Genomic DNA, 23952 nt, shown 5'->3' with positions numbered 1-23952 from the left:
ATGAGCGATCACGCGGTGCGAACGGTGCTGTCCGGGATGTCCTACACCGAGTGCCCGCGGTGGCACCAGGGTCGGCTGTGGTTCGTGGACTTCTATCTGCACCAGGTGTATTCGGTCGCCGAGGACGGTTCCGACCTGCGGGTCGAGGCGGACGTGCCGGCCCAGCCCTCGGGGCTCGGCTGGCTGCCGGGCGGCGATCTGCTGGTGGTCTCGATGAAGGACGCCAAGATCCTGCGCCGGACCGGGGACGGGTCGCTCGTGGAGCACGCCGACCTGGCGCGCCATGTGGCCGGGCTCCCCAACGACATGGTCGTCGACGGGCAGGGCCGGGCGTACGTCGGCAACTTCGGCTTCGACCTGATGTCCGGCGACGACATCGAGACGGCTCCCCTGCTGCGGGTCGACCCGGACGGCTCCGTGACGAAGGTCGCCGACGATCTGTGGTTTCCCAACGGCAGCGTCATCACCGACGACGGCCTCCTGCTGGTGGATGAGACCTTCGGCAACCGGGTGTCCGCCTTCGACATCGCCGCCGACGGGTCGCTCGGGCCCCGCATGGACTGGGCGAAGTTCGGCGAACTGCCGACGGCGCGCGACCTGGCGACCGCCGTACCCCAGGGCGTCGTGGTCCCCGACGGGTGCGGGCTCGACGCCGAGGGCTGCCTCTGGATCGCGGACGCCAGCCACGGACGCGTCGTCCGGGTGCGCGAGGGCGGCGAGATCCTCGACGAGGTGCGCCCGGGCACGGGGGTGTTCGCGTGCATGCTGGGCGGGTCCGACGGCACCACGCTCTTCATGTCGTGCGCACCGGACTTCGACGAACACGCCCGAAGCGCGGCCCGCGAGGCACAGATCAAGTCGGTCACCGTGTCGGTGCCGCGTGCCGGCCGCCCCTAGTCGGCTCGTCCACATCCCCTTGGCGATCCACAGGCGCCCGCGTCGCCCATGACCGTTCAGGCGCTCCGCATCCACGCTGCTGCCCATGGATCTGATGCTGGTGCTCGCCACCGTGTGGTCACTGTTGGCCGGCCCCGCCGCGGTGCCCGCTCCCACCACCGGCTACGTCTGGCCGCTCGACCCGCGACCGAGCCTCGTGCGCGGGTACGACGCGCCACCGCAGCCCTGGGCGGCCGGGCACCGCGGGGTGGATCTGCTGGGTCGCCCCGGTCAGCCGGTGCTCGCCGCCGGTGACGGAGTGGTGCTCTTCCGCGGGGCGGTCGCCGGACGCGGGGTCCTCACGGTCGCGCACCCGAACGGGTGGCACACGACGTACGAGCCGGTCACCGGCGGTCTCGCGGTCGGGACGCAGGTGCGTGCCGGTCAGCAGATCGCCACCCTCACCGCGGTGCAGAGCCACTGCGCGCCGCGGGCCTGTCTGCACTGGGGGCTGCTCGTCGCGCCGGACGTCTACCGAGATCCGCTCACCCTGCTGCGGGCTCTCGTCCCGATCCTGGTCCCGCTGACACCGTGACGATTCCCGCGCACGCGCGGGACCGGCACCCGTCGTCGGACGAGTGCCGGCCCGCTGCTGCCGTTCGATCTGTCAGTGGTTCGCCTGGAACCAGGGCTGCGCCCACCCGACGTAGTGCTCGCCCCACTTGCTCTTGATCTCGGCGATCGTCGTCGTGGTGTAGGTGCCGTTGCCGTGGATGTCGTTCGAGGCGAACTTGCCGCCGCCGAGCGAGATCATCACGTGCCCGAAGCTGCTGCTGTGGAAGAACGCCAGGCCGCCCGCGGGGACCGTGGTGTCACCGCTGTGCTTGTACTTGCCCGGGATGGCCGCCCAGTGCGAGTTGGCGGACTGCGAGCCGCTCGCGCCGAATCCGTAGGCGAGGGCCACGACGTGGTCGCACCGGTGGGCGTAGTCCGAGCTGCTCCGGCCGAGGTGGGCCTTGGCCCACGCCACCGCGGCACCACACGAGTGCGGGTCGTTGAGACCCTTGGTCGAGCAGCCCTTGGTGGACGTCGGCGGGGCGGGGGTCTTGCCGCACTGCGGCGCGACCCGGCCGTCGCTACCGGTCTTGACGTACGTGTCGGAGACATAGCCCTTGCCGACCTTGTCCCACAGCGTGCTGGTGCCGTAGATCCCCGTGACCTTCGATCCGTTGGTCTGGCAGGAGATCGTCACCTTGGCACCGTTGGCGTAGCTGCCGGTGCTGCGCGCCGAGGTCGACGCCGACGCGCGTGCCGTCAACGCAGACCCGTGGGTGTGGACGGTCCCCGCGTGACCCGCGGCGGAGGCAGCTCCGCTGAGGGCCAGCAGGCCGGCGGCGCCGATGCCCGCGACGGCTCCGGCTCGGGTGGCGTACTTCGTGATGGTGGTGCTCATGATCGTGCTCCTTCGTGACGGTTGGGTTCTCGGGGTTGACGTTGTGATGTGACGCAGCGAGTCGCGTTCAGGTTTCACACAGGTCGGACGACGTACGGCATGAGGTCCGAGCCCGGTGCGCTCAGCGAGGCCTCGCGGACGCTGTGGCTGTCGCGAGGCACATCGGCCTCGAGAATCCGTCCCTTGCCGAGGTAGATGGCGACGTGGTGGGTGCTCGATCCGCTGCCCCAGAAGACGAGGTCGCCCCGCTGCATCTGGGATCGCTTGACCCGGTGCGCGTGCGCGTACTGCGCCGTGGTGTTGGAGCCGACGTCCACGCCCGCGCCCTTCCAGAACGCGTAGAGGGTGAAGCCGGAGCAGTCGAAACCGAACCGGTTCGAGTCGTGGTAACCGCTCGGGGAGGTGCCGACGCCGTACGCGGGGCCGCCCTTGCCGCCCGCACCCCAGGAGTAGGTGAGGCCCTTGCCGGTCTGGGACGTGGCGGCCGCGATGACCCGGTCGACCTTCTGTGCGTGGGTGCCGCCCTGCGGCCCGCGCGGGCCGTCGATCCGGCCGTAGCGCTTGGACGCCAGCGAACCGTCGTCCTGGGCGCACTTGGACATCCCGGACACGTAGCCGTCGGTGCCGGTGGTGAGGTACTTGTCCGGCACCCAGAGCTTGTCGGTCGTCCTGTCCCACAGCGTTCCCTTGTGAGCGGCCTGACAGGTGACGGGCACCTGGCGGCCGGCCTTGTACTTGTCGACGACGGCGCCCTTGGCGTTGGCGCTGTCCCCGATGTGCTGGCGCCCGTTGAGCGTCACCTTCGCCGGGAACGATCGGGTGGCCGCGTCGGCGCTCATCCCGTGGCCGACTGTGGTGACCCCGATGGCGGCGGTCAGGCCGGCCACCGTGAGGATCCGAAGCGGTGTTCTGGTGCTGGTGCGGATGGACATGCGATGCCTCCTTCGTCGCTGCGCCGGATGCGCGGCATGGCAACGAAGTTCGCAGGCAGGACGGGCTGTTCGGCACCCGTGGACGGAACCTGACGACACCTGACACCGTCTTACAGACACGTTCTGCCGTTACATTGCGGCGGGAGCAACCGTTGGGGGACGGTTGGACGACGCGACGACCGAGGAGCACGAGCGTGCCGACCAACGACCGTCAGCAGACGGTGCAACGATTCGCCGACGAGCTGTCCGCGCTGCGGGAGTCCGTCGGCAGTCCCTCGTTCCGCAAGATGGCCGAGACCTCCGGGTGCATCTCGCATACGACGTTGCACGAGGCGGCCTCGGGCAACCGATTCCCGTCGTGGGACACCACCAAGCAGTTCGTTCTCGCGTGTGGTGCCGACCCCGCGCCGTGGCAGGAACGCTGGCACGCGGCCGCGCGCCAGGTCGACCCGTCGACGGAGCCCGCCACACCGAGCACCTCCCCCGTCGCCTCCGAGCCCGTCGCCACGTCTGCGGCCTCCGCGGGCGCACCCCCGGCTGACGACACGACCGGCACCGCGGTCTCGGGGGACCGCCCCCGCCACCGCTGGTGGGAGCCGACCTGGGTGCCCGTCGCGATCGTGCTGGTGGCGGCGATCGCCGTCGCCGGCCTCTTCCTCGCCCTGAGCAGGCGCTCCTCTTCCGCGAGCCCGTCCACAACGTCGTTCACGGCCGCTCCGCAGGTGGCCGCGGGGCAGACGGGCCCCGGCCAGTCGGGCGGGAGCTCGTCCGGATGCGTGGTCTCGAAGGCAGCAGCGTCGCCGATGTCGCCGGTCACCCCCGGGGACTCCTCGACGTTCGGTGCGGACATCTCCTATCCGGACTGCGCAACGGTGAAGGTGGGGCAGAAGTTCACCAAGGAGTGGCGCCTGGACAACGTCGGGTCGGTCACGTGGACCGGTCGCTCGCTCTCGCGGATGGGTCCGCCCCAGGGCGCCACGGACTGTCGGACACCGAAGCGCGCCGTGGTCCCCTCCACCGCACCCGGACACTCCGCCGTCGTCTCCATCGCGGTGACCGCACCGTCGACGGCTCGGACCTGTTACGTGAAGTTCGAGATGCTGGACGCTCAGGGACGACGTACGTTCCCGGGCAATCGTCCCGTCTACTTCTACGTGTACGTCGTGAACTGACCTCTCAGGCCCTCGGGTGGGCCTGGGTGTACGACGCCCGCAACCGTTCCACGGACACGTGGGTGTAGATCTGGGTGGTCGACAGGCTGGCGTGACCCAGCAGCTCCTGCACCATCCTCAGGTCGGCGCCGCCTTCGAGCAGGTGTGTGGCGGCGCTGTGCCGCAGGCCGTGCGGTCCGAGCGCCGGGGCCTGCGGCATCTCCCGCACCAGGGCGGTGAGGCTGGTGCGCACGGTGCGCGGGTCGACCCGACCGCCGCGGCGGCCGAGGAACATCGCGGCCCCGGAAGCCGGGGTCACCAGCGTGGGCCGGTGGGAGATCCACCGGTGCATCGCGTCGGCCGCCGGCACCCCGAACGGGACCGTGCGCTCCTTGTCTCCCTTACCAATCACGCGGACCACCCCCGTCGACAGGTCGACGTCGTCGACGTCGAGCCCGACCAGCTCGCCGACCCGGATCCCGCTGGCGTAGAGCAACTCGAGCATCGCGTGGTCACGCACCCGCACCGGGTCGCTGTCATCGGCCGCCGTACCGGCCAGCGTCAGGAGCTCGTCCGCCTCCTGGCGACGCAGGACGGCCGGTAGATGATGGCCGCGGGCGGGTGAGACGAGGCGCAGCGCCGGATCCACCTCGATCCGGCCCGTGCGCCGGGCCCAGCGGAAGAAGCCCCGCGCCGCGGCGGCGCGGCGGGCGATGCTCGTGCGCGCCGCGCCCGCCCGGTCCTGCTCGGCGAGCCAGGACCGCAGATCCGCCAACCCGATGTCGGCGAGCGCCGTGACGCCGGCGTTCGAGAGGAAGTCGGCCAGGCCGTGCAGATCGGTCAGGTAGGCGCGGACGGTGTGTTCCGAGCGGCCCTTCTCGAACCGCAGGTGGCGCTCGAAGGCCGGCAGGGATTCCAGCACCTCGCTGGGTGCCGTGCTCACGTCCGATGCGTCGCTCGTCACCCGGCCACGCTAGCCCGCGCGTCGCCACCCGTCCGGGGAGCGCGCCGCCAGCCCGCGCATCTCCAGTGCCCCCAGTCCGCCGAGCACGTCACCCACGGACAACCCGGCGGATCGCGTCAACTGGTCGACCGTCGAGGATCTGCGCACCGGCAACGCCTCCAGCACGCGACGTGGCACCTCGGGCAGGTCGTCTCCGACCGCCGGCGCCCCCTCGACCCGTGGCGCGAGGTCCGCGCCGAGCTCTCCGAAGAGTTCCGCACACTCGGCCGCGTCGGTCACCAGCGACGCGATCCCCTGCCGGATGAGTTCGTTCGTGCCGACGCTCGCCGTCGAGGTCACCGGTCCCGGCACCGCGGCCACGACCCGGTGCAGCCGCTCGGCGTTCCGCGCCGTGTTGAGCGAGCCGGACCGGATGCCCGCCTCGACCACCACGGTGCCCGGCGTCATCGCCGCGATCAGGCGGTTGCGTGCCAGGAAGCGGTGACGCTGCGGTGACGCGCCCGGCGGGCACTCGGACACCACGGCACCGGTGCGGGCGATCTCCTCGAGGAGATCGTGATTGCCGGCCGGATAGAGCCGGTCCACGCCGCCCGCCATGGCCGCGATCGTCACGCCGTCACCGGCCAGTGCGCCGCGGTGGGCGGCGGTGTCGATGCCGTACGCGCCGCCGGACACGACGGCGAAGCGGCGCACGGCCAGATCGTGAGCGATCTCGCCGGCGACCGACTCGCCGTATGCCGTCGCGAGCCGCGCACCGACCACCGAGACGCTGCGCGCGAGGACGGCGGCCAGATCGACGCAGCCGCGCACCCACAGGCACAGCGGCGCCAACTCCAGATCATCCAGCCCGCGCGGCCACCCCGGGTCGCCGGGCACCAGCACCCTGATGCCGAGGCGGTCGGCCGCGTGCAGGACCCGGGCCAGATCGAGGTCGGACACGCGGGCGGCGAATCGGTCGTAGGCCCCGTCGGCGTTGGTGGCGATCGCCCGCCAGGCGCCGACCGTCCCCCTCTCCTGGACCAGGGTGGCGATCGTCGGGTCCATCGGCTCCCCCACCTTGCACAGGGCCACCCGGGCCGCCCGGTCGTCCGGCTGTGTCTTCGCGGTCTTCACGCCGCCGCCGCACTGGTGCGCAGGGCCAGGGCCCGCAGCAGATGCTCCGGGCCGGGCGCGTCCGACTCCTGCAGGTCTGCCAGGGTCCACCCGACACGCAGGCACCTGTCGTAGCCGCGCATGGTCAGCGTGCCGCTCTCCAGGGCGCGGTCGAGCACCGCGGTGGTCTCCCGCGGCAGGCGCCAACGACCCCGCAGCGCCGGCCCCGGTGCCGTTCCGTTGATGAGCCACCCGCAGCCGTGCCAGCGACGTGCCTGCCGCTGGCGAGCACGTACGACGCGGCGGCGCTCGGCTCGCCACCTGGTCCGGCGAGGCTCGCGCGGGTCACCGGCGCGACCTGCAGATGCACGTCGACGCGGTCCATCAACGGACCGGACAGCTTGTTCAGGTAACCGCGACGCATCAGCACCGAGCAGCTGCACGCACCGCCCTTGCCGAAGTTCTTGCCGCACGGGCACGGGTTCGCGGCCAGCACGAGTTGGAACCGTGCCGGGTAGGTGGCGACCCGGTCGGCGCGGGCGATCGTCACCCGCCCGGCTTCCAGCGGCTGCCGCAGTGCGTCGAGGACGTCGCGCCGGAACTCGGGCGACTCGTCGAGGAAGAGCACCCCGCGGTGGGCGCGGCTGACCGCGCCCGGCCTGATCGGGCCGCTCCCGCCGCCGATCACCGCGGCCATCGACGCACCGTGGTGCGGTGCGACGAACGGCGCCCGCTCGATCAGCACCTCTGCGCCGAGCGCCCCGAGCACCGAATGGATGGCGGTGACCTCCAGAGCCTCGGCACGCTCGAGGGGCGGCAGGATGCCCGGCAGCCGCTCGGCGATCATCGTCTTACCCGCACCGGGCGGGCCGATCATCGCCATGTGGTGCCCACCGGCGGCCGCGACCTCCAACGCATGCCGCGCCTCCTCCTGCCCGGAGACGTCGCACAGGTCGGGAAGCGCTCGGGCGGCCGCGGCCGCCGGCAGGTGGATCGGCAGGTCGGGCAGCGGGCGTCGCTTCCGGACCAGGTCGTAGCGGGCGACCAGCTCCGGAAGCGTGCGCATCGGCGTCACGAGCACACCCGGCACGAGGGCGGCCTCCGCGGCGTTCGCCGCAGGGACGACGACGTGCGTCACCCCTGCCGCCACCGCGGCGAGCACCGCGGGCAGGACACCGTGCACCGGGCGGATCGACCCGTCGAGCGCGAGCTCGCCCAGGTGGACGATGTCGCGCACGACCTCGCCGTCGACGGCGCCGGTGGCCGCGAGCGCGGCCACGGCGATCGCCAGGTCGAAGCCGGATCCGTGTTTCGGCAGGGCGGCCGGCGAGAGGTTGACCGTGATGCGGCCCGAGGGCAGCTCCAGCTCGCTGTTGCCGCAGGCCGCGCGAATGCGCTCCGGCGACTGCCGGCAGGCGGCGTCCGGCATCCCGGTGATCGTGAACGCGGGCAGGCCCTGCGACGCGTTGGCCTCCACGTCGACCACCGTCCCGTCGATCCCTCGCAGCGTGACGCTGCGGGTCCGCCCGAGGCTCACCAGACGTCCCGGACGTGCTCGACGACCGGTGCACTGTGCGGCCGGACCAGAATGCCGACGACGTCGATGCGCACCGCTGCCACACCGACCGGGTGCTCGCGCAACCAGGCGTGCGCGAGATGCCGCAGTCGCGCGGCCTTCAGCCGGGTGACCGCCTCGACCGGTGATCCGAACGTCGTGGTGCGGCGGGTCTTCACCTCGACGATGACGAGAGTGTCGTGCGCCTCGTCGAAGGCGATCACATCCAACTCACCTTCGCGGCACCGCCAGTTGCGCTCGACCACCACCATGCCCTGCGACCGCAGATAGTCCACGGCGTAGTCCTCACCCGCGCGCCCGAGCGCATGACGCGGATCGACCCGATGTGCTGGTCCCGAACTCTTCATCCCTCATCACCTCCGCCACCGACCCTGGCGTGGGAGCGCCAGGGTCGGCAGCCGCCGTCATCGCGGCTGTGGACGGGCTGCGACAGCGGAGGGGGATGTGGACGAGCACGGGCTCCCGTGACGACATGCCGTCGCGCCGCTACCGTCGGACGGACTGGACCGGACCGTTCCCGAGTCGCGAGGACCCCCGATGAACGCTCGTCGCATCACTCATGCCGCCACCATCTGCACCGCCACCCTGGCCGCCGCCTTCGTCACCGGCCCCCTCGCGTCCACCGCACAGGCCGCGAGCGCGGAGCGACACGGCCACGGGCACCGGCCGGTCTACGACTGCCCGCCGCGCGCCCGCGCGGTCGGCTACAGCGACGCCCTCGACAAGTTGAACACCCTGGGCGCCGAGGTGGGCGGGCTGTCGGCGCTGACGTACGACGCCCGCCGCCACGCGTACGCCGCGATCGAGGACCACTCCGGTGACCAGGCGTCCCGGATGTGGTTCTTCCGCGATGCCGCGCACCCCCAGGTGACCGGCACCCTCACCCTGACGCAGGCCGACGGGACGCCGTACACCGGTGCCGACTTCGACGCCGAGGGGCTCGCGGTGCTGCCGAACGGCGACTACCTCGTCAGCTCCGAGGTGGAGCCGTCGATCCGCGTCTTCGACCGTTCGGGCCGCGAGGTGCGCAATTGCCCGTCCCCGCGCGCCTGCACGTGCCGCCGATCGGCGAGGCGACGCCGAACGCCACCCTCGAAGGCCTGTCGATCTCCCCCGACGGGGCCACGATCTACGCCGCGATGGAAGGCACCCTCAGCGGCGACGTCTCATCCACAGGCGATGCCGGTTACCGCCGGATCCTGGTCTACACGAAGGGCCGTCACGGCTACGCACTCACGCGGCAGCTCGGTTACCACGTCGATCCGGGAATGCGGATCTCCGAGGTCGCCGCCTACGGTCGCGACGGGCTGCTGGTGATGGAGGCCGCGTACGAGCCCGCGACCGGCAACGCGATCGAGCTGTACGCCGTGCACACCCGCCACGCCCGCGACGTCAGCGCGATCGGCGACCTCGGGAACTCTCCGCACGCGGTGCTGCCCAAGACACTGGTGTCGAACGTGACCGCGTGCCCGAGCCTCGGGGCCACCGCGAAGGAGCCCCAGACCAACCCGCTGATGGACAACTACGAGGGCATGACGATCGAGGCGCGGCACGGTCGCGATGCGCAGGTGCTGCTCATCTCCGACGACAACTTCAGCGCCACCCAGACCACCCGGCTGCTGCGCCTGCAGGCCGCCCTTCCCCCACACTGACGCAGTTCGGCAGCTCAGTCGGGCAGCTCCATCTCGGTATCGCTCTCCGGCGAGCCGAACCTGCCCGACCTCGCTTCGCTCAGTCGGGCAGCTCCATCTCGGTATCGCTCTCCGGCGAGCCGAACCTGCCCGACCTCGCTTCGCTCAGTCGGGCAGCTCCATCTCGCGGGCCGGCAGCTCTTCCACGTTCACGTCCTTGAAGGTGATGACGCGCACCTGTTTGACGAACCGGGCGGGGCGGTAGACGTCCCAGACCCAGGCGTCGCTCATCCGCACGTCGAAGAACACCTCGGCGCCCTCACCGCGGACGAGGACGTCGACCTCGTTGCACAGGTAGAACCGGCGCTCGGTCTCCACGACATGGCTGAACAAGCCCACCACGTCACGGTATTCGCGGTAGAGCGCGAGCTCCTGCTCCGTCTCGTACTTCTCCAGGTCCTCCGCGCTCACGCCCACTCCTTCATCGCGTCCGGTGCACCCTCTTCGACCGTATCCGCGGCGCCGGCGGACGCGCGGACGATTGCGCCATCGGCGCCCTCGCCCATACCGCCGAACGGTCGCCAGCTGCGCCGATGCAGCTCGCACGGCCCGTGCAACTCGATGGCTGCCAGATGGTCGGGCGCCGAATATCCCTTGTTGCCGGCCCAGTTGAAATGCGGATACGCCTCGTGGAAGTCGCGCAGCATCGCATCACGCTCGACCTTCGCCAGCACGCTGGCCGCAGCCACCGACGAGCACTTCATATCGGCCTTGATCATCGTGGTGACCGGCGGGATCGGGCGGCCGACACCGTCCGCTCCGGCCGCCGTCAGATCCGGCTGGGCCCCGGCCACCTGCTCGACGGACAGCAGCACCGGTGCCGCCTCGCGGTCCGACAGCCAGTCGTGGTTGCCGTCCAGGATCACCAGGTCGGGCTGCACGTCGAGCATCGCCAGGGCACGTCGGCCGGCGAGGCGCAGCGCGGCCATGATGCCGATGCGGTCGATCTCGGCGGCACTGGCGTGGCCGACGGCGTACGCCACCGCCCACCGACGCAGCCGGGGCACCAGCCGTTCGCGCGCAGCGGGAGTGAGCAGCTTTGAGTCGCGCACCCCTTGGGGCGCGGTCGGGCAGTGCTCGTCGATGACGACCGCGCCCACCGAGACCGGCCCGGCGAGGGCACCGCGACCGACCTCATCCATGCCGCAGAGCAACCGGTGGCCCTCGCGCTGCAACGCACGTTCCACGCGCAGGCTCGGTCGAGCGGGTGTCATGGCGTCATGGTCTCGGCTTGGGCACATCGGCGAAGACCGAGCCGTACGTCGGCAATCCGCCGATACGGCTGATCGGCCAGGCGATGGCGACGACCTGACCGGTGATGTCGGAGACCGGCACCGTCCCGTCGACGCCCTTGCCGTCCAGATTGTGCACACGCGAGTCGGCGGAGTCGGCCCGGTTGTCGCCGAGCACCCACACCTTCCCGGCGGGCACCGTGATGTCGAACCGGGCGTCGGGCCCGTCGTCGGACTTCTCACCCGGCGGCAGGTACTTCTCGGTGATCGCGTACCCGTTGATGGTGATCTGGTCCTTGGAGTTGCAGCACACGATGTGGTCCCCGGGCAGTCCGATGACCCGCTTGACCAGGTGGTCCGGCCCCCCGGGCAGCACCCCGACGCCGATCAGGGCGTCCTTGACGATCCGCTTGACCGGGCCGGGATTCGACTCGTCCGGACCCCAGGTGTTCGGTTTGGAGAAGACCACCACGTCGCCGCGGTGCAGCGCCGAGTGCTGCGGGGTGAACTTGCTGACCAGGATCCGGTCGCCGGTGATGAGGGTGTTCTCCATCGAGGGCGACGGGATCGAGAACGGCTGCACCAGGAAGGTCTTCACCAGGAAGGACAGGGCGAGCGCGATGACGACGACGATGGCCAGTTCGCGCAGGAACACCCACCGGTGATGAGGTCGGGGGTGCTCGGCGGTGGCTGGTACCTCGCCCGGTGCCGGGCGGTCGTCGGGGGTGTCCGATGCGGCGCGGTGCGCCGATGCGTCGGAGGAGGCGCCCGATGGGGGGCGGTTGCGGGAGTCGTCAGTCATACGTCCGTCAATGGGAAGGAACCTTCGCGAAGGTCGCGGAGTAGTTGCCGAGCCAGGTTATGCGGTCGAGGGGCCAGACCACTGCATCGGCCCGCCCGGTGACGTCTTTGATCGGCACCGACCCGGTCGCGCCCGACCCGTCGTCGTGATAGCGCGAGTCCCCCGAGTCGCCGCGGTTGTCACCCATCACCCAGATCCTGCCCGCCGGGACGGTGATGTCGAATCGGGTGAGGCTGGGCTTGGTGCCCGCCGCCAGGTACGGCTCGGTGATCGCGACGCCGTTGATGGTGATCTTGCCGGCGCTGTCGCAGCACGTCACATGGTCACCGGGCATCCCGATCACCCGCTTGATGAGGTGGTTGTCCCCCGCGGGGTAGAGACCGACGAATTCGAGCAGCTTCTGCACCGGGCCGGGATTGGGAGCGCTCCCCTCGTCGCCGAGCCAGTTGTCGGGATCGTCGAAGACCACGACGTCTCCGCGGTGCAGGTCGAACGGTCCCGGTGTGAGCTTGCTGACCACGACACGGTCCCCGGGCACCAGCGCCGGCTCCATCGACTCCGAAGGGATCCAGAAGGGCTGCAGCAGGAAGGTCTTGATGACGAACGACAGCAGCATGGCGATGACCACGACCAGCACGAGTTCGCGGATCGCGACGAGCCAGCGCTGCGTACGACGCGGCGGCGCGGCGGGGGCCGGTTCCTGCACCGGCTCCTCCGTCGCCGCTGGGACCGGGACGTCCCTTCGCGGAGCCTGCGTCGCGGTGGCGTCAGCGGTCGGTTCCGGGCCGGGCTGGGGAGGCCGGTGCAGCCGCAGACCGATGGTGGGCTCGTCGGCCGGGTCGGCGGCGACGGGAGACGCAGACTTCGGGAGCGGCCCGAGCCTGCGCTGGGGAAGGGTGGGGCTGTCGGCGGGGTCCTGGGCGGGACCGACCCGCGTCGCGTCCGTCGTGTCGGAGCCGTCGGTGGAGCGCTGCGCGGGGCTCGGCAACGGGCCCAGCACCTTCTGTGGGCGGGTGGCGCCGGCCGGCAGCTTCCAGGCGTGGGTACCCGGACGCAACCACCGTCTGGGTCCGCGTCCTCTGCCCCCGGGATCGGATGTCACCACGAGAGTGTGCCCCACGAAGATGGGACGGGGCCGTGCAGGGACGACCTCAGCGGGGCGGCGCGTCGCGGCGAACGCGACGATGGCGCGACCCCCGCGGGGATCGCGCCATCATCGGTGCGTGCTGAGTCGATGACTCGGGCGGTTCAGGCCTTGACGGGCTTGACCGAAGGAACGTCGCGCTTCTCCTTGATCTTGGCGGCCTTGCCGCGCAGGTCGCGCAGGTAGTACAGCTTCGCGCGGCGCACGTCACCGCGGGAAGCGACCTCGATGTGGTCGATCACCGGGGTGTGCAGCGGGAACTTGCGCTCCACGCCGACGCCGAAGCTGACCTTGCGGACGGTGAAGGTCTCGCCGATGCCGCCGCCGTGACGGCCGATGACGACACCCTGGAAGATCTGCACGCGGCTGCGCGTGCCCTCGATGACCTTCACGTGCACCTTGACGTTGTCACCGGCGCGGAAGTCGGGGATGTCGCTGCGGAGGCTGGGGGCGTCGATCGCGTCGAACTTATGCATGACGAGCTACTTCCTCGTGGCGCCACAGGTCGCCACCGTTGATGAACGGGGAGTGCGTCGAGCTGCTCGGACCACATGCCCCGAAGGTTCTCGGGGTCACGTCCCCCTGTGGCGGGGGTCCGCTTGCGTGCACGACGCGACTGCACAGTCTGCCAGACCGGGGCGCCAGGGCTGAAATCGAGCACACCGGACCGGCGCGGATCAGGCGCGCGGCTTACGCAGCCGCACGGTCCGCCCGAACGGACCCTGGCCGGCGCGCCGGTATCCCGCCCTGCGGTACATCCGCAGCGGACCGAGGCTGCGTTCGCCGGTGAAGAGGCTGTACGCCGTCGCCTCGGCGGGCGCCTGCGCCTCGATCTGCTCCAGCAGCCATTGCCCGAGGCCCCGTCCGCGCAGGTCGGGCGCCACCATGACCCGCTCGATCTCCCACGCGTCACCGTCGAGCCTGCCCCTCGCCGACGCGACGAGCCGGCCGTGGGAGCGCACGACGTAGGTCGACGTGATCTGCAGCGAGGCGGCCAGCGACTCGTAGGTCTCGTGCTGGGCGGGGATCTGCAGGGTGTCGTTCTCGATGCCGGTCGTGAGCCAGCAGGCGTGCGTCAGGGTGAGCAGCTCCCCCACGTCGCCCGGGCCGGCCGGCACGAGTGCCAGGTCGTCGGGATCCGCCGCAGCGGAGGCGTGCAGCAGGTCGGGGCGCCGACGGGCGGTGCGATGCAGCTGCTGTTCGCGGCGCCAGCGTGCGATCGCGCCGTGGTCGCCGGAGAGCAGGACGTCCGGCACGGCACGGCCCTGCCACTGCGCGGGCTTGGTGTAGACGGGGTATTCGAGCAATCCGTCCTCGTGCGACTCCTCATCGAGCGACGCGGCGTTGCCGATCACGCCCGGCAGCAGCCGCGCGACCGCTTCGATGATGGCGAGCGCGGCGACCTCGCCGCCGTTCAGCACGTAGTCGCCGAGCGAGACGACGCGCACGTCCATCCGGTCGGCGGCGTGCTCGTAGACCCGCTCGTCGATGCCCTCGTAGCGACCACACGCGAAGACCAGCCACTCCCGGTCCGCGAGCTCACGGGCGGTGCGCTGGGTGAGGGGCTCGCCACCCGGCCCCGGCACGATCAGGACGGGCCGAGGATCACCCTGTGTCGCCAGCGCGTCCAACGCCTCACCCCACGGCTCGGGCTTCATCACCATGCCGGCGCCGCCGCCGTACGGCGTGTCGTCGACGGTGCGGTGCCGGTCGTGGGTGAAAACGCGCAGGTCGTGCACCCGGATGTCGAGCAGGCCGTCGCGCCGCGCCTTGCCGATCAGCGACAGGTCCAGCGGGGCGAGATAGTCGGGGAAGATCGAGACGACGTCGATGCGCACCGGTCAGTCCCGCCCGAGGTCGAGCAGGCCGGGCGGCGGGTCGATCTCGATCCGACCGGCCTCGATGTCGACGACGGGCACGATCTGCTCGACGAACGGCACGTACGCAATGCCGCCGCCCTCCAACGCGATCTGCAGCAGGTCCTGTGCCGGGCGCTGCAGCAGCGCGACGACCGCCCCCACGAGAGTGCCGTCGACGTCGTAGACGATCAGGTCGACCAGATCGTCCTCGTACCAGCCGTCGTCCTCGTCCTCGTCCGGCGCGGCCATGAGCCGGGTGTCACGCAGTCCTTCGGCGCCCGTGCGATCACGCACCTGCTCGAAACCGAGGACCCACGTCGTGCCCTGCACGCGCGCCGAGCGCACCGTCAGCTCCCCGATCGACGGCTCGGTGCGAAAGCGTGCACCGGGGGTGAACCGCTCCTGCGGCCGGTCGGTGTGCAGCTGGACCGTCACCTCGCCCTTCAGCCCGTTCGCGCGGCCGATGCGGGCCACCATCACCTCGTCCATGCCGGGAAGTCTCCCAGCTACCGCTCGACGCCGCCTCGACCCGTCTGCCGCTATCGGCCCCAAGCGGTCTGGTACATGGTTGGATCGGCGCACGATCGGCCATCCGGCAACCGTCACTTCTTTCGGAGGAAGCATGAGTTACGACCAGTCAGCGCCACCGCCCCCGCCCGGCGACTACGGCCAGGGCGGCGGTTTCCAGCAGGGCGACCTCGGCGGCGGCCCGGTGCAGCCTCAGCGTAATCAGAAGGCCCTGATCGGCCTGATCTGCAGCATCGTCGGCTTCCTCTGCTGCGGCGTTCTCTCCATCGTAGGCATCGTGCTTGGGGTCCTGGCTCGGAACGAGATCAGGGCCTCCGGCGGCCGCCAGGAGGGCGAGGGGATGGCAACCGCCGCCATCATCGTCGGCATCATCTCCCTGATTCTCGGCGTCGTCATCGCCATCGTGCGATTCGCGCACTGAGCACACGATCTTTCCCGAACGGCGGGCACCGGGTTCTCCCGGTGCCCGCCGTTCCTGTGCTTCATGCGAAACCCGGTGCGGTTGTCAGGGAGCCAGTGCCGAGCCCCAGGGCGTGTTGCGCACGATCATGAAGATCACCGCGACGGCGCCGATCACGTAGGTCAGGACCGTGGCGTGCTGCCGTGCGAACGGCGCGCCGGGCACACCGCGCCAGCGGTTGCGCAGCGCGGTGAGCCACCACCCCACGACGACGGGCATGAGCAGCACCACGAAGACATTGCTGGAGAGCGCGGCCCGCAGGTTGCCGTTGGTGAGGTCGTTGACGGCGCGCAGACCCCCGCACCCCGGGCAGTAGATGCCCGTGAGCGCATAGAGCGGGCACATCCCCCACGACCCGTGCTGGTGCGGATCCCGGAAGTGCAGTGCCACGGTGGCGACGCCCACGAGCAGTCCGCCGACCGCGAGCGGACGCACCCGACGCCATGGCGACGTGGCATCGCGCGATGCGGCGTCGTAGGTCGTCGACGACTGCGCGGGCGCTGCTCCGAGCTGGGTCATGCCGTCAGTGTCTCAGGTGCCGCTCGCCACCGGAGCCGGTTCGGGCTCGGCATCTCGGCGCACGTCGGGCATCACGACACTCAGCGCGGACAGCGCGGCCGCGAGCACGAGCGGGACGATCAACGCGTCGGCGATGCCGAACGCGTGCACCAGGCTGCCGATGACCCCGGGGCCGAGCAGCCCCGCGGCGTATCCCATCGACACCACGACGGACAGCCCGCGACCGCCCGCCAGGTTGCCCGCGGATCCGTAGACCTGCGGGGCGACCAGACCCATGCCCAGGCCGACCACGGCCCACCCGAGCAGCAGCAGCCACAGCGGCGACGCGATGACGGCGATCAGGTATCCCGCCGCGGCGACGGCGGCGCCGAACCGCACGACGGCACGTCGTCCGATCAGGTGCACGGCCGCGTCACCGCACAGCCGGATGGTGACCATGGTCGCCGAGACCGCGACCACGCCGAGTGCTGCGGTTGAATCAGACACGCTGGCAATCGATTTCACGTCGTACGCCGACCAGTCCATGGCCGTGCCCTCAGCGACCGCGAAGCAGATCGCCATGAGGCCAAGCAGCCAGGCGGCGCGCGGGATGGCGGAGCGCGCACCGTGCGCGTCGGCGTGTCCGACGATCTGGGACTGCGCGGAGAGTCGCTCCTGGAAGACCAGGCTGACCAGCAACGTGATGCCCACGACCGTCATCGCGGCCAGCACCAGGTGGCCACCCGACAAGTGCGCGCGACCGAGCAGCAGTACGAGCAGTGACACCGCGAGCGTGCCGACGGAGAAGAAGGCGTGCAACCGGCTCATGACGGGACGCTCGCGGTGCTGCTCGACCTGCACCGCGAGCGCGTTCATCGACACGTCGAGCGCTCCGTTGCCCACGCCGAGCAGGACCCCGGCCACGCAGGCGGTCCACACCGATCCCGCCCACGGGAGCAGCAGCAGGCCGAGGGCCATCGCCAGGGTGCCGGCCTGCATCGGGCGCAGCGCGCCGTGCGCGTCGGACAGACGCCCGCCCAGGTTGATACCGACGATCGCGGCGAGCCCCAGCACCATCAGCAGCACGCCGATGCTGAGCGCGTCGGTGTGCAGCTGCTCGCGCAGCGCCGGGGTCAGCGCGCCGACGGCGCCGTACCCGAATCCGTTGGCGACGAAGGCCACGAGCACTCCTGCCAGAGCGGAGGAGCTCCCGAGAGCCGGGCGGCGTACGGAGTGCATGAGCGGGTTCCTTCGAGGTGGGAAAACGACGACGCCAGGTGTCCGGGATGTTCCCGGGCCACCTGGCGTCGCTGGAGTGCTGTCGAGCCGGTCAGCGCACCTGGTCGGTGTCGACGATGTCCACGCGGATGTTGCGGCCGCTCGCGAGAGCGCCCACGACGGTGCGCAGCGCGGACGCGGTGCGACCGGAGCGTCCGATCACCCGGCCGAGATCGTCGGGGTGCACGCGCACCTCGAGCATCTCGCCCCGGCGGCCGTCCTTGTGCTGGACCACGACGTCGTCATCGTGGTCGACGATGCCCTTGACCAGGTGTTCCAGCGCCTCTTCGAGCAAGGTGCTCAGCTCTCCGAGGGGGCGGCGGTGTCGTCCGCGGCCTTGGCGTCAGCCTTCTCCGCCTTGTCCGACTTCTCCGCGGCGGGCGCGTCGTCGGCGGGAGCCGCGGCGGCCTTCTTACGGGTGGTGGTCGCGCTGCCCTTGCCCGCGTCGTCGGACGCGTTCTGGGCGGCGGCCAAGGCGGCCTCGTACGCGGCCTTCTTGTCGCGCGGGGCTTCCTTGACGCGCAGCGTGCCCTCGGCACCCGGCTCGCCCTTGAACTTCTGCCAGTCACCGGTCACGCCGAGGAGCGCACGCACTTGCTCGGTGGGCTGCGCGCCGACTCCGAGCCAGTACTGCGCGCGCTCGGAGTCGATCTCGATCAGGCTGGGGTCTTCCTTGGGGTGGTACTTCCCGATCTCCTCGATCGCCCGGCCATCGCGCTTGGTGCGCGAGTCCATGACGACGACGCGGTACTGGGGGGTGCGAATCTTGCCGAGTCGCTTCAAACGAATCTTGACGGCCACGTTGGTGGTGTCTCCTGTATCTCATTGGTGAGCGCGGCGAGACCGGGTGGGGAACACACGGGGAGCCGATGCTCGGGGTAGGCGCGCGGGCACAGGGAGGGCCGGCCGCACGCGGGTACGCCGATCAGTCTGCCAGAACGCCGCGCCGCGCCGAAATCGTCACGACGCCGGATAGAGCCCCGACACGCGCGCTCTGCTGCGCGCCAGCCCGAAGAGCATGCGGGCGGTCGGCAGCGGCGCACCGGTCAGCTCCCCCAGCTCGACGACGGCGCCGAGCAGCGCATCGAGCTCCACCGGTCGTCCGGCGTCCAGGTCCTGCAGCATCGAGGTGCGGAACGCTCCGAGCCGCCGGGTGATCCGGTGCCGGTCAGCAGGGTCCTGGTCCATCGGGATCCCGAGCGTCGCACCGAGGGCCTTGGCCTCGAACATGACGGCGTCGACCAGCTCCATCACCAGATCGTCGTCGAGGATCGTGTCCATCGTGCCGGTCGTGAGCAGGCTGACCGGGTTCATGGTCATGTTGCCCCACAGCTTCCACCAGACGTCGCGTTGGATCTGCTGTGACGTCGTCACCGACAGGCCACCGCTGCCCAGCACGCCCGCCACGCTCTGCGTCACTTCATCGGCGCCGCCCGCAGGATCGCCCAGCACGAGGCCGTCACCGGTCTCCCACCGCACCACCCCCGGCGCCGGCGTACTGGCGCCGAGGTGCACGACGGAGCCGATGACGCGCTCGCTCGGGAACGCGCGGGTGAGCGCACCTTCGGGGTCCACACTGCGCAGGGTGCGGCCGGAGACCGGGCCGCCGAATCCCCCGTCCAGGAACCACCAGGGCAGTCCGTTCATCGCGGTCAGCACCCTGGTGTGGTCGCCGAGCAGGGCGGCGACCGAGGTGGCGACGGCCGGCAGGGAGGGCGCCTTGACCGCCAGGACCACCAGATCCTGGGGGCCGAGGTCGGCCGGGTCCGAACTCACCGGGAGGGGATGGCGTTCGGTGGCGCCGTCGTGATCGAGCACCAGACCGTCACGGGCGAGGGCAGCGAGCGTGACGCCACGCGCGAGCAGGGAGACCTGCGCGCCGCCGCGGGCGAACGCCGCAGCGAGGGTGCCGCCGATGGCGCCGGCACCGACGACGCACACCCTCATGAGCCCGCCGCGACCGCGGGGCAGGAGCCCAGCGCGTTCATCGCCTGCCTGGTGCGGCCCCACGACGCGGGGTCCGACTGCGGCGTCGACAGCCGGACGGTGTGCTTGTCCGCGTCGTCGACATGGGTCGGCTGGTAGCGCGCCCGCTGGCTCCAGGTGCCCGAGGCGGTCTCGGTGAAGGTGATCTGCGCGAGCACGCCGTCCTGGTTGGAGTCCGTCTGGCCCCCGCCGCGGGTCGGACCCTGGTTGGAGATGAAATTGCCGAGACCGTAGAAGACGTACTTGCCGTGGATCGTGGTGCACGGCTGCACGACGTGCGCATGGGTGCCGAAGATCGCGTCCACGTACGGCGACGCGAGCAGCTGGCCCGCCAGCGTGGTCTGGGCCGGCGTGGGGTGCTGCACCCCCTCCTTGCCCCAGTGGATGTTGACGATCACGATGTCGGCGCCCGCCTTCTTGGCGGCCCGGGCGTCGGCGATGATCGCGGAGGCTCCGATGGCCGGCCACAGATAGGCCTTCAGCCAGGGCGCGTCGGACGGCACGTGCGTGGTGGGCGTCGCGGAGTTGGGCAGCGTGTAGGTGAACGCCAGATCGGCGACCTTGACGCCCTTCGCCTCGTACATCGCCGGAATGCCCAGCGGCCCCGGCGCGCCCGTCGGCCCCGCGACCTTCAGCCCCGCCGCCTGCAGTTGCCGACGGGTCGACACGATACCCGCCACTCCCCTGTCCATGGTGTGGTTGGACGCCGCGTCACACCCGTCGTACCCGGCCCGCTTCAAGGTGCCGGCGATCTCCCGCGGCACGTTGAAGGACGTCGAACCCGGGGCGCTCAGATCCGCATCGGTGGAGGAGATCGGGGTCTCCTGATGGCAGATCGCGATGTCCGCGGCGCTGATGGCGCTCTTGACCTGCGCGAACATGGGATCGAAGTCGTAGCCGGTGCGACCCGCGGCATTCGCGTACGCCGCGGCCTCCCGCCACAGCGGCGAGTGCAGCAGGATGTCGCCGCTCCCGCTCACCGTGACGCTCGGCGTGCGAGAGCGGGCGCTCGAGGCGCTCACGCTCGAACCGCCGGCGCTCGTACCGGAGGACGGGGTCGATGACGGACGCGCGTGGGGCGATGGGCTGCAGCCGCACAGAGCGACCATCGCCGTCGCGGCGACCACCGCGCTGCCCCAGGTCCCCCGGCCTCGTCCCATCCCGGCACGCTATTGCATCGGCCGCGCGATCTTCCCGGTCACGCCGGAGCGTGTCGGTCGAGGAAGCGGTAGACCTCGGTGTCATCCACTCCGGGGAACACACCCGGCGGCATGGCCGCCAGCAGGTGGGAGTGCGCCCGGGCGCTCGGCCATGCATTGCCGCTCCACCGGTCGGCCAGGTCGGCGGGCGGCAGGTTGCAGCAGGTCGGGTCCGGGCAGCGGGACGTCGCCCGGTGGGTGGTCTCGCGGCCGCGCATCCACTTCACGTCCTGGTAGCGCACCCCGACGTTGACCGAGAACACCCCCGCCGGCGTCCGGTCGATCGCTGCGGTGCACCAGTAGGTGCCGGACCGGGTGTCGGTGTACGCGCAGAACGCCTGCGACAGATCCGGCTGCTCGAAGACCCGGCGTGCCGTCCACGCGCGACAGACCCGCTGGCCCTCGATCGCGCCCGTCGCGTCGCTGGGGAAGATCACCCCGTCGTTCTCGTACGCCTTGTAGATGACGCCGTCCTGCCCGATGCGCATGAAGTGCACCGGGATGCCGAGGTGACGGGTGGCGAGGTTGGTGAAGCGGTGGGCGGCAGTCTCGTACGAGACGGCGAACGCGTCGCGCAGGTCCTCGATCGCGATGTCCTTGGCGTCCATGGCCTGCCGCAGCAGCTGGACCGCGCCCTCCTGCGGCATCAGCACGGACGCCGCGAAGTAGTTGATCTCCACCCGCTGGGTGAGGAACTCGGCGTAGTCGACCGGCACGTCGTGCCCGAGCACCAGATGTCCCAATGCCTGGAGCGCGAGCGAGCGCGAATCGTGTTGTCCCGCCTCGGGTTGCGGCAGGTAGATGCGCTTGTGCTGCAGGTCGGTGACGGTGCGCGTGGAGCCGGGCAGGTCTCCGGTGTGCACCAGGGAGAAGCCGAGGTGCGCGGCCATCCGGTCCACCGAGACCCGACCCACCGGACCGCCGGTGTAGTTGATGGCACCCAGCAGCTGGGCCGCCTCGTCCTCGATCTCGCCGAAGTAGTTGTCCGCGGCCCGCATCCGCTCGCGCAACCCCAGGTTGGCGCGTCGCGCGTGCTCCGGCGTCGCCGCGCGTTCGGCCGACGAGGCCGCCATCGCCTCGTGCAGGCCGACCAGTGCCTCCAGCGCCTCGGTCGGCAGACGAGGACCGATCTTGACCCGGGGCAGACCGAGCGCGTCGTACCCCTCCCCGCGCTGGGCGCGTTCGAGGCGGATCTCCAGAGCCGCGCGCCGCGAGGGCGGGGCCGTCGTCAGCAACTCCGACAGCTGGGTGCCGAGTGCCTGGGCGAGCGCGTTGAGCACGGACAGTCGCGGTTCGCGCTTGCCGTTCTCGATGAGCGACAACGCCGACGCCGACATCCCGATCTCCGCGGCGACGTCGCCGAGGGTGCGACCGCTCTCCTGGCGCACGTGGCGCACACGCCGGCCCACCGTGAGCGGATCGGGGACGTCACCGCCGCCGACGCTGGTGCTCGGGGCGGGGTGCGGTGAGGTCAGGCGACCCGTCGGCGCATCGGGGACGCCGTCGACCTCGGGAGGGATGGGACCGGTGGTGGTCATCTGGACAGAGTTGCGCTTCTTGACGCCCGTGCGAGGGGCGTTGCGGCGGTCAAGACCTGGCATCAGCGCACCTTAGCGCAATTTGCGCATTTTTTGACTGCAAATTTCTTCGTACTTGCCGGTTACGTCCCGCAGGATCGACACAACGCCGTATCCGAAGCGGCCCACTGAGCACCCCGAAAGGACTGCCCGGAGCCATGACCTCCACGATTCCCGACAATGAGATCAACCAGGCCCCCAGCACCGCTGCCGCCGACCGCAAGGCCGAGGCTGCAGCCGCCCTGCAGCAGGAGTGGGATGCCAACCCCCGCTGGACCGGCGTCGCTCGCGACTACACGGCCGCCGACGTCGTCACGCTCCAAGGCTCGGTGCAGGAGGAGTTCACCCTGGCCCGCCGTGGCTCGGAGCAGCTGTGGGAGAAGCTGCACACCGAGGACTACGTGAACGCGCTCGGCGCGCTCACGGGCAACCAGGCCGTCCAGCAGGTCAAGGCCGGACTGAAGGCCATCTACCTGTCCGGTTGGCAGGTCGCCGGTGACGCCAACGCGGCCGGCCAGACCTACCCCGACCAGTCGCTCTACCCCGCCAACTCGGTGCCGCAGGTGGTGCGTCGCATCAACAACGCGCTGATGCGCTCGGACCAGATCGAGTACGCCGAGGGCATCAAGACCGTCGACGAGTGGATCGTGCCGATCGTCGCCGACGCCGAGGCCGGTTTCGGTGGCCCGCTGAACGCGTTCGAGCTGATGAAGTCGATGATCGCCTCCGGCGCCGCCGGTGTGCACTGGGAGGACCAGCTGGCCTCGGAGAAGAAGTGCGGCCACCTCGGTGGCAAGGTGCTCATCCCGACCCAGCAGCACGTGCGCACCCTGAACGCCGCGCGCCTGGCCGCCGACGTGAGCAACGTGCCGTCGATCGTCATCGCCCGCACCGACGCGGAGGCCGCGACGCTGCTCACCACCGACGTGGACGAGCGCGACCAGCCGTTCATCACCGGTGAGCGCACCGCGGAGGGCTTCTACAAGGTCACCAACGGCATCGAGCCGTGCATCGCGCGCGGCCTCGCCTACGCTGAGTACGCCGACCTGCTCTGGATGGAGACCGGCACCCCGGATCTGGAGCACGCCAAGAAGTTCGCCGAGGGCATCAAGTCCAAGTTCCCCGACCAGATGCTGGCCTACAACTGCAGCCCGTCGTTCAACTGGAAGAAGCACCTGGACGACGAGACGATCGCCAAGTTCCAGCGTGAACTCGGCGCGATGGGCTTCAAGTTCCAGTTCATCACCCTCGCCGGCTTCCACGCCCTGAACTACTCGATGTTCGACCTCGCCCACGGCTACGCCCGCGAGCAGATGAAGGCGTACGTCGAGCTGCAGGAGAAGGAGTTCGCCTCCGAGGCCCGCGGCTACACCGCGACCAAGCACCAGCGCGAGGTCGGCACCGGCTACTTCGACGCGGTCTCCACCGCGCTGAACCCCGACAGCTCCACCACCGCCCTGAAGGACAGCACGGAGAACGCCCAGTTCCACTGAGTTCACCCCACGAAGTTCTCCGCTTCGCTCCGATACTTCGCGGGGACCCCGACAAGTCACCCCACGAAGTTCTCCGCTTCGCTCCGATACTTCGCGGGGACCCCGACACGTCATCCGGCGACGTTCTCCGTCTCCACCTAGTACCGCTCAGGGCCCCCACG

26 protein-coding genes and 3 pseudogenes are annotated in these 23952 nt (G+C 70.7%); 7 read left to right on the top strand and 22 right to left on the bottom strand.

The window, feature by feature from the left end; genetic code table 11:
* Together HNR15_RS05545 and HNR15_RS05540 are read left to right on the top strand one after the other, a co-directional pair.
* A complete protein-coding gene (locus HNR15_RS05545; protein WP_179479808.1) occupies window positions 1-897 on the top strand; it encodes an SMP-30/gluconolactonase/LRE family protein in 897 nt (298 codons plus the stop codon).
* An 85-nt stretch (window positions 898-982) separates the two neighbouring features.
* Window positions 983-1471, top strand: a complete 489-nt coding sequence (locus HNR15_RS05540) for a M23 family metallopeptidase (protein WP_179479806.1) — start codon at window positions 983-985, stop codon at window positions 1469-1471.
* A gap of 72 nt (window positions 1472-1543) precedes the next feature.
* On the opposite strand, the gene HNR15_RS05535 is transcribed toward HNR15_RS05540, so the two are convergent.
* On the bottom strand, window positions 1544-2329 hold the full coding sequence (locus HNR15_RS05535) for an SH3 domain-containing protein (protein WP_179479804.1): 786 nt from the start codon (window positions 2327-2329) through the stop codon (window positions 1544-1546).
* 74 nt (window positions 2330-2403) lie between these two features.
* A complete protein-coding gene (locus tag HNR15_RS05530) occupies window positions 2404-3261 on the bottom strand; it encodes a C40 family peptidase (protein ID WP_179479802.1) in 858 nt (285 codons plus the stop codon).
* A gap of 194 nt (window positions 3262-3455) precedes the next feature.
* Between HNR15_RS05530 and HNR15_RS18780 the strand changes: the two genes are divergently transcribed.
* A complete protein-coding gene (locus tag HNR15_RS18780; RefSeq protein ID WP_179479800.1) occupies window positions 3456-4433 on the top strand; it encodes an NBR1-Ig-like domain-containing protein in 978 nt (325 codons plus the stop codon).
* A 4-nt stretch (window positions 4434-4437) separates the two neighbouring features.
* On the opposite strand, the gene HNR15_RS05520 is transcribed toward HNR15_RS18780, so the two are convergent.
* The 6 genes and pseudogenes from HNR15_RS05520 to HNR15_RS17920 all read right to left on the bottom strand — a co-directional run bounded on the left by HNR15_RS05520 (window position 4438) and on the right by HNR15_RS17920 (window position 8922).
* The gene (locus HNR15_RS05520) at window positions 4438-5376 is read right to left on the bottom strand and encodes a tyrosine recombinase (RefSeq protein WP_179479798.1); all 939 of its coding nucleotides are present in this window, start codon (window positions 5374-5376) and stop codon (window positions 4438-4440) included.
* A 9-nt stretch (window positions 5377-5385) separates the two neighbouring features.
* Window positions 5386-5523: a DprA-like winged helix domain-containing protein gene (locus tag HNR15_RS18975; RefSeq protein ID WP_370639713.1), complete on the bottom strand. Its 138-nt coding sequence runs from the start codon at window positions 5521-5523 to the stop codon at window positions 5386-5388.
* Between the two features lie 114 nt (window positions 5524-5637).
* Window positions 5638-6420: pseudogene (dprA, locus tag HNR15_RS05515) on the bottom strand (DNA-processing protein DprA); the annotation flags it as partial.
* 65 nt (window positions 6421-6485) lie between these two features.
* A pseudogene (locus HNR15_RS05510) lies at window positions 6486-8005 on the bottom strand (YifB family Mg chelatase-like AAA ATPase).
* Window positions 8002-8391 carry a YraN family protein gene (locus tag HNR15_RS05505; protein WP_179479796.1) on the bottom strand — a complete coding sequence of 130 codons (390 nt, stop codon included), beginning with the start codon at window positions 8389-8391 and terminating at the stop codon, window positions 8002-8004. Before HNR15_RS05505 ends, HNR15_RS05510 begins: the two are co-directional and overlap by 4 nt.
* Before the next feature lie 357 nt (window positions 8392-8748).
* On the bottom strand, window positions 8749-8922 hold the full coding sequence (locus HNR15_RS17920; protein WP_218884445.1) for a hypothetical protein: 174 nt from the start codon (window positions 8920-8922) through the stop codon (window positions 8749-8751).
* On the opposite strand from HNR15_RS17920, the pseudogene HNR15_RS18970 reads away from it, so the two are divergent.
* Window positions 8846-9052: pseudogene (locus HNR15_RS18970) on the top strand (esterase-like activity of phytase family protein); the annotation flags it as partial. The gene HNR15_RS17920 and the pseudogene HNR15_RS18970 sit on opposite strands and share 77 nt — an antisense overlap.
* Window positions 9053-9075: 23 nt before the next feature.
* Window positions 9076-9696: an esterase-like activity of phytase family protein gene (locus HNR15_RS17915; protein ID WP_218883563.1), complete on the top strand. Its 621-nt coding sequence runs from the start codon at window positions 9076-9078 to the stop codon at window positions 9694-9696.
* Between the two features lie 144 nt (window positions 9697-9840).
* Here HNR15_RS17915 and HNR15_RS05495 read toward each other — a convergent pair whose 3' ends face one another.
* The 7 genes from HNR15_RS05495 to rimM all read right to left on the bottom strand — a co-directional run bounded on the left by HNR15_RS05495 (window position 9841) and on the right by rimM (window position 15261).
* Entirely contained in the window at window positions 9841-10146 is a 306-nt protein-coding gene (locus tag HNR15_RS05495; protein ID WP_179479794.1) for a DUF2469 domain-containing protein, read from the bottom strand.
* Entirely contained in the window at window positions 10143-10949 is an 807-nt protein-coding gene (locus tag HNR15_RS05490; RefSeq protein WP_179479792.1) for a ribonuclease HII, read from the bottom strand. Before HNR15_RS05490 ends, HNR15_RS05495 begins: the two co-directional genes overlap by 4 nt.
* Window positions 10950-10953: 4 nt before the next feature.
* The gene (lepB, locus tag HNR15_RS05485; RefSeq protein ID WP_179479791.1) at window positions 10954-11769 is read right to left on the bottom strand and encodes a signal peptidase I; all 816 of its coding nucleotides are present in this window, start codon (window positions 11767-11769) and stop codon (window positions 10954-10956) included.
* 7 nt (window positions 11770-11776) lie between these two features.
* Window positions 11777-12871 carry a signal peptidase I gene (gene lepB / locus HNR15_RS05480; RefSeq protein ID WP_343048430.1) on the bottom strand — a complete coding sequence of 365 codons (1095 nt, stop codon included), beginning with the start codon at window positions 12869-12871 and terminating at the stop codon, window positions 11777-11779.
* 146 nt (window positions 12872-13017) lie between these two features.
* A complete protein-coding gene (gene rplS, locus HNR15_RS05475) occupies window positions 13018-13389 on the bottom strand; it encodes a 50S ribosomal protein L19 (RefSeq protein WP_179479789.1) in 372 nt (123 codons plus the stop codon).
* 201 nt (window positions 13390-13590) lie between these two features.
* The gene (gene trmD / locus HNR15_RS05470) at window positions 13591-14751 is read right to left on the bottom strand and encodes a tRNA (guanosine(37)-N1)-methyltransferase TrmD (protein ID WP_179479787.1); all 1161 of its coding nucleotides are present in this window, start codon (window positions 14749-14751) and stop codon (window positions 13591-13593) included.
* A 3-nt stretch (window positions 14752-14754) separates the two neighbouring features.
* The gene (rimM, locus tag HNR15_RS05465; RefSeq protein WP_179479785.1) at window positions 14755-15261 is read right to left on the bottom strand and encodes a ribosome maturation factor RimM; all 507 of its coding nucleotides are present in this window, start codon (window positions 15259-15261) and stop codon (window positions 14755-14757) included.
* A gap of 133 nt (window positions 15262-15394) precedes the next feature.
* On the opposite strand from rimM, the gene HNR15_RS05460 reads away from it, so the two are divergent.
* Window positions 15395-15721, top strand: a complete 327-nt coding sequence (locus HNR15_RS05460) for a DUF4190 domain-containing protein (protein WP_179479783.1) — start codon at window positions 15395-15397, stop codon at window positions 15719-15721.
* Between the two features lie 84 nt (window positions 15722-15805).
* Here the strand turns inward: HNR15_RS05460 and HNR15_RS05455 are convergent, their stop codons facing one another.
* The 7 genes from HNR15_RS05455 to HNR15_RS05425 form a co-directional block, all read right to left on the bottom strand.
* Entirely contained in the window at window positions 15806-16279 is a 474-nt protein-coding gene (locus tag HNR15_RS05455; RefSeq protein ID WP_179479781.1) for a DUF2752 domain-containing protein, read from the bottom strand.
* Window positions 16280-16291: 12 nt separating this feature from the next.
* Entirely contained in the window at window positions 16292-17497 is a 1206-nt protein-coding gene (locus tag HNR15_RS05450; protein ID WP_179479779.1) for an MFS transporter, read from the bottom strand.
* Between the two features lie 91 nt (window positions 17498-17588).
* Entirely contained in the window at window positions 17589-17831 is a 243-nt protein-coding gene (locus HNR15_RS05445) for an RNA-binding protein (RefSeq protein WP_179479777.1), read from the bottom strand.
* Window positions 17832-17836: 5 nt separating this feature from the next.
* The gene (gene rpsP, locus HNR15_RS05440) at window positions 17837-18337 is read right to left on the bottom strand and encodes a 30S ribosomal protein S16 (RefSeq protein WP_179479775.1); all 501 of its coding nucleotides are present in this window, start codon (window positions 18335-18337) and stop codon (window positions 17837-17839) included.
* 159 nt (window positions 18338-18496) lie between these two features.
* Entirely contained in the window at window positions 18497-19483 is a 987-nt protein-coding gene (locus HNR15_RS05435) for a 2-dehydropantoate 2-reductase (protein ID WP_179479773.1), read from the bottom strand.
* Window positions 19480-20544 carry a CapA family protein gene (locus tag HNR15_RS05430; protein WP_179479771.1) on the bottom strand — a complete coding sequence of 355 codons (1065 nt, stop codon included), beginning with the start codon at window positions 20542-20544 and terminating at the stop codon, window positions 19480-19482. Before HNR15_RS05430 ends, HNR15_RS05435 begins: the two co-directional genes overlap by 4 nt.
* A 176-nt stretch (window positions 20545-20720) precedes the next feature.
* Entirely contained in the window at window positions 20721-22259 is a 1539-nt protein-coding gene (locus HNR15_RS05425; RefSeq protein WP_179483602.1) for a helix-turn-helix domain-containing protein, read from the bottom strand.
* A gap of 197 nt (window positions 22260-22456) precedes the next feature.
* On the opposite strand from HNR15_RS05425, the gene aceA reads away from it, so the two are divergent.
* The gene (aceA, locus tag HNR15_RS05420; protein WP_179479769.1) at window positions 22457-23791 is read left to right on the top strand and encodes an isocitrate lyase; all 1335 of its coding nucleotides are present in this window, start codon (window positions 22457-22459) and stop codon (window positions 23789-23791) included.
* Window positions 23792-23952: the final 161 nt, after the last annotated feature.

It is taken from the genome of Allobranchiibius huperziae, from assembly GCF_013410455.1.
Classification (GTDB): Bacteria; Actinomycetota; Actinomycetes; order Actinomycetales; family Dermatophilaceae; genus Allobranchiibius; species Allobranchiibius huperziae.
This window is presented reverse-complemented; position numbering and strand designations above follow the sequence as displayed.